Origin of the sequence: Aminobacter sp. AP02, from assembly GCF_003148805.1 — a bacterium.
Taxonomy (GTDB): Bacteria; Pseudomonadota; Alphaproteobacteria; order Rhizobiales; family Rhizobiaceae; genus Aminobacter.
Map to the genome: position 1 here is coordinate 1 of NZ_QGGX01000054.1, position 5,723 is coordinate 5,723.

The following is a 5,723-nucleotide window of genomic DNA, read 5'->3' on the forward strand; positions in this document are numbered from 1 at the left end:
CCTCGCGCGCAAGTGGAAACTCAAGGAGCTGGAGCGCCATCATGCTCAACAAGACCCCTTCCGACGCCATTGGTGAGGTCCACGCCGGACATGACGGCGACCCGCTGGAGACGGCCGACTGGCTGGCCTCGCTGGAATCCGTGTTCTTCAATTCGGGCGGTACGCGGGCCGAATTCATCCTCGGCGAGCTCGACCGCAAGGCCAAGGAACTCGGCATCGTGCACGAGCCCCTGCCTTTCTCGCCCTACCGCAACAGCATTTCGCTGGAAAAGCAGACGCCGTTTCCCGGCGACCTCGCCATGGAAGAGCGCATCACCGCGATTATTCGCTGGAACGCGCTGGCGATGGTGGTCAGGGCGAACAAGGCCTATGGCGAACTTGGGGGCCACATCGGCAGCTATGCCTCCGCGGCGGAGATCTTCGAAGTCGGCTTCAACCACTTCTTCCGCGCTGACACCGGCGATGGTGACGGCGACGTGGTCTTTTTCCAGCCGCACTCGGCGCCCGGCGTTTACGCCCGGGCCTACCTTGAGGGGAGGCTTTCGGAAGAACATCTCCAGCACTATCGCCAGGAGATCGGCGGCACAGGCCTGTGCTCCTATCCGCATCCCTGGCTGATGCCCGACTTCTGGCAGGTGCCGACGGGTTCGATGGGCATCGGCCCGATAACCGCGGTCTATCAGGCCCGCTTCATGCGCTACCTCAACGACCGCAGCCTCGCCAACACCGAAGGTCGCCATGTCTGGGGTGTGTTCGGCGACGGTGAGATGGACGAGCCGGAGTCGATCGCCGGCCTGTCGATCGCCGCGCGCGAGAAACTCGACAACCTGACGTTCATCATCAACTGCAACCTGCAGCGGCTGGATGGACCGGTGCGCGGCAACGGCCAGATCATCCAGGAGCTGGAAAGCACCTTCCGCGGCGCCGGCTGGAACGTCATCAAGGTGCTGTGGGGATCGGAGTGGGACGCGCTGTTTGCGCGCGACACCCAGCACGCCCTGCTCCGCCGCTTCGCAGCTACCGTCGACGGCAAGTACCAAACGCTCGGCGCCAAGGATGGCGCATACAACCTGGCGCACTTTTTCGAGGAGGACCCCGAGGTAAAGGCGCTGGTCGCCCACATGTCGGACCGCGACATCGATGCCCTGAAGCGCGGTGGCCACGACTTCCGCAAGCTGTTTGCCGCCTTCGAGGCGGCCAGGGCGACCAAGGGTAGGCCGACAGTCATCCTGGCCAAGACCAAGAAGGGTTTTGGCATGGGCGCTGCCGGCGAGTCGCGCATGACGGTGCATCAGTCCAAGAAACTTGACGTCGATGCCCTGCTGGCCTTCCGCGACCGCTTCTCGCTGCCGATCAGCAACGAGCAGGCCGAGCAGGTCGCGTTCTACAAGCCGGCTGAAGACAGCGCTGAGCTCAACTATCTCCGGTCGCGCCGCGATGCGCTCGGAGGTTATCTGCCGGCGCGCCGACGCACGGCCGAACCGGTGGCGATCCCGCCGCTGGCTAGCTACGCCGACTTCGCCCTCAATGCCGAGGGCAAGGAGATGTCAACGACCATGGCCGCAGTGAGGCTGCTCGGCAACATCATCAAGGACAAGGAAATCGGACCGCGCATCGTGCCGATCGTTGCCGACGAGGCGCGTACCTTCGGCATGGCCAACCTGTTCCGCCAGGTCGGCATCTATTCGCCGGTCGGCCAGCTCTACGAGCCCGAGGATGCGGGCTCGATGCTCTACTACAAGGAAACCAAGAACGGGCAGCTGCTCGAAGAAGGCATCACCGAGGCTGGCGCTGTGTCGTCCTGGGTGGCGGCCGCGACGTCCTACAGCGTACACAACCTCGCCATGCTGCCGGTCTACATCTATTACTCGATGTTCGGCTTCCAGCGTGTCGGTGACCTGATCTGGGCGGCCGCCGACCAGCGCTCGCGCGGTTTCCTGATCGGGGCGACAGCGGGCCGGACGACGCTGGCGGGCGAGGGCCTGCAGCACCAGGACGGATCGAGCCTGCTGGTTGCCTCGACGGTTCCGAACTGCCGTGCCTATGACCCGACCTTTGCCTACGAGCTGGCGGTCATCCTCGATCACGGCGCACGCGCGATGATGGAGCAGGGCAAGGACGAGTTCTACTACATCACCGCGATGAACGAGAACTACGCCCAGCCATCGATGCCGGCAGGTGTTGAGGCCGACATCATCAAGGGGCTCTACCGCCTTGTCAGCCACAAGCCCAAGAAGAGTGTCGGCCTTGTCCGCCTGCTCGGTTCCGGCACCATCCTGCCGCAGGTCATCGAGGCAGCGCAGATGCTGGCCAATGACTGGAGTGTCGCCTCCGAGGTTTGGAGCGCTACCAGCTTCTCCGAGCTGTCGCGTGATGCGCGGGAGGCGGAGCGTCACAACCGCTACAACCCGCTCGCGGAACCCGTGGTCAGCCATCTTGCCGGCTGCCTGCCCGGCAAGGCGCCGATCGTCGCCGCCACAGACTATGTCCGCGCCTATCCGCAGCTGATCGCGTCCTACGTCGAGGCGCCGTTCACCGCGCTCGGCACCGACGGTTTTGGCCGCAGCGACACGCGCACAGCACTGCGCGACTTCTTCGAGGTCGATCATCGCCACATCGCTGTCGCAGCCCTTGCTGCGCTCGTCGCCGAAGGGGCGGTGACGCGCCAGACGGTAGCGGACGCCATCGCCCGCTATGGCCTCGACGGTGCTGTCGATGCGCCCTGGCTGCGCTGATCCGGGTCGAGTTCCAGTTCTGAAAGAGTTGATATGAGCCAGCAAATGGAAGTCAGGTTGCCGGACATCGGCGACTACAAGGATGTGCCTGTCGTTGAGTTCCTGGTGAAGCCGGGCGACGTCGTGGCGGTGGAAGATCCGTTGATGACGGTGGAATCCGACAAGGCGACGATGGAGATCCCGGCGCCCTTTGCCGGGACCGTCAGGGAGTTCGCGGTTTCGATCGGCACGCGCGTGTCGCAGGGCGCCCTGCTGTTGACCATCGACGCCGGTGCTGTGGAAGCGGCAGCGCCCGCACCGGTCGCTGCTGCGGAGAAGGCCAAGACCGCTCCGGCACCGGTGCCGGTCAAGGCGGAGCCGGCTGTTGAACAAAAGGCCATGCCGGCAGCACCGCAGGCGAGTGCCGCGCCGTCCGCCATGGCAGGCGCCCATGCGACGCCGTCGGTACGCGCTTTCGCTCGTGAACTCGGCGTCGATCTTGGCACGGTGAAACCTACTGGCGCCAAGGGCAGGATAATACGTGAAGACGTTACGGCGCACATCAAGGAGCGCCTCGCGGGCGGTTCCCCGGCGCAGGTGTTGGACTCCGGCATCGGTGCCGGCCTGCCGGCATGGCCTGCGGTCGACTATGAGAAGTTCGGTCCCATCGAACGCCAGCCGCTGTCGCGCATCCAGAAGATTTCGGGAGGTAATCTCGCCCGCAACTGGCTGACCATTCCGCATGTCACCAACTTCGACAACGCAGACGTGACCGGCCTCGAGGAGTTCCGCAAGGAGCTCAATGCGGCGAACAAGGACGCCAAGCTGACGATGGTCGCCTTCCTGATCAAGGCGTCGGCGCTGGCGCTCAAGGCCTATCCGCGCTTCAACTCCTCGCTCGACGGCGAGGAACTGGTGCTCAAGAACTACGTCCATGTCGGCTTTGCCGCCGATACGCCGAAGGGGCTGATGGTGCCGGTGATCCGCGATTGCGACCGCAAGGGGGTGCTTGAGATCGCCACCGAGATGCGCGCGCTCGCCGACAAGGCGCGCGGCGGCGGGCTGTCTGCCGCCGATATGCAGGGCGGCTGTTTCTCGGTGTCGTCGCTCGGCGGCATCGGCGGGGCAGGCTTCACGCCGATCATCAATGCGCCGGAGGTGGCGATCCTCGGCGCCGGCCGATCGACGATGGAAGCCGTATGGGACGGCAAGGCCTTCGAGCCGCGGCTGATCATGCCGGTCTCGCTGTCGTGGGATCACCGCGTTGTCGACGGCGTTGCCGCGGCCAGGTTCCTCGGCCACATCGCCGCCCTCCTGGGCGACTTCCGCCGTGCGATCATTTGAGGCCGACATGAGCATCACCGAAATCAGGGTGCCCGAGATGGGCGACTTCAAGGATGTCGCCGTCATCGAGGTGCACATCAAGCCAGGCGACCAGATTGCCGACGAGCAGACGCTGATCGTGCTCGAATCCGACAAGGCGTCGATCGACGTGCCGGCGCCGTTCGCCGGGCGCATCGCCTCCGTCGAACTCGCCATCGGCCAGCGCGTCTCCCAGGGCGCGCTGATCGCCACGGTCGAAACCGCGGCAGCCGAAGCCAAGCCGGCTGCGTCGGCTCCATCCCCGGCCGCAGCAATAATCCCATCGCCGGCCACTGGTGCTGCGCCCGATTGCGACGTGCTGGTGATCGGCGGCGGTCCGGGCGGCTATTCCGCGGCCTTCCGCGCCGCCGATCTCGGCCAGCGGGTTATCCTTGTTGAGCGCGAGGCGACGCTTGGCGGCGTCTGCCTCAATGTCGGCTGTATCCCTTCCAAGGCGCTACTGCACGTCGCTGCCGTCAAGGAGGAGGCCGAGCGCCTCGCCGACCACGGCGTCGCGTTCGATACGCCGGCGCTCGATCTCGACAAGCTGCGCAGCTTCAAGGCAGGTGTCGTTGCCAAGCTCACCGATGGGCTGAAGGGCATGGCGCGGTTGCGCAAGGTCGAGGTGGTCAGGGGCACGGCGGTGTTTGCCGATACCAATACCGCAGATGTCGTGCTGTCCGACGGATCTGACCGCAGGATCGTCTTCGCCAAGGCGATCGTCGCCGCCGGCTCGGTGCCCGTCCGGCTGCCGTTCCTGCCCGACGATCCGCACATCGTCGATTCGACAGGTGCGCTCGAGCTGCCCTTCATCCCCGAACGCATGCTGGTCATCGGCGGGGGCATCATCGGGCTTGAGATGGCGACTGTCTACAGCGCGCTCGGCGCTCGCGTCGACGTGGTCGAACAGCTCGACCAACTGCTGCCCGACGTCGACCGCGACGTCGTCGAGACCTGGCGCAAGCGCAACGCCCACCGCTTCGACGCCATCCTGCTCGGCGCGCGCGTCGAAAGCGTAGTCGCCGAGAAGGATGGGCTCGTGGTCACGACGAGCGGCGAGGGCGCCGGCGTCAGGCGCTACGATCTGATCCTGCAATCGGCCGGCCGGCGGCCTTCCGCCGAGGCGCTGCAGCTGGCTGCGGCTGGAGTGTCGAGCGATATCAGGGGTTTCATCGAAGTCGATGCGCAAATGCGCACGAGCACTCAAAACATCTTCGCTGTCGGTGACATTACCGGCAATCCGATGCTGGCACACAAGGCGGTGCATCAAGGACATATTGCGGCCGAGGCAGCAACCGGACTTAAGAGCTTTATGGACGCCACAGTCGTGCCGTCGGTCGCCTACACCGAACCGGAGATCGCCTGGGTTGGGGTGACCGAAGATGCCGCCAAGGCCGCCGGCCGCGCGATTGACGTCGCCAGGTTCCCATGGGCAGCGTCGGGTCGGGCCATCGCCAACGGCGCCGAATACGGCATGACCAAGCTGGTGTTCGACAAAGACACACACCGCATCATCGGCGGCGCCATTGTCGGGCCGTCGGCCGGCGACATGATCGGCGAGATCTGCCTGGCGATCGAGATGGGTGCCGACGCGATCGATATCGGCAAGACCATCCATCCACATCCGACACTCGGCGAGACCATCGG

Annotated in this window: 3 protein-coding genes; all 3 read left to right on the forward strand. The window is 65.3% G+C overall.

The annotated features are described in order from the left end of the window. The first annotated feature begins 41 nt into the window (after positions 1–41). Positions 42–2,735, forward strand: coding sequence for an alpha-ketoglutarate dehydrogenase (gene mdeB / locus C8K44_RS27015; RefSeq protein WP_109578834.1), 2,694 nt, complete (start codon positions 42–44; stop codon positions 2,733–2,735). 33 nt (positions 2,736–2,768) lie between these two features. Continuing rightward, a complete protein-coding gene (locus tag C8K44_RS27020) occupies positions 2,769–4,058 on the forward strand; it encodes a 2-oxo acid dehydrogenase subunit E2 (protein WP_109578835.1) in 1,290 nt (429 codons plus the stop codon). Positions 4,059–4,065: 7 nt separating this feature from the next. Beyond that, a partial coding sequence (gene lpdA, locus C8K44_RS27025; protein WP_109578836.1) for a dihydrolipoyl dehydrogenase occupies positions 4,066–5,723 on the forward strand: 1,658 nt, incomplete at its 3' end.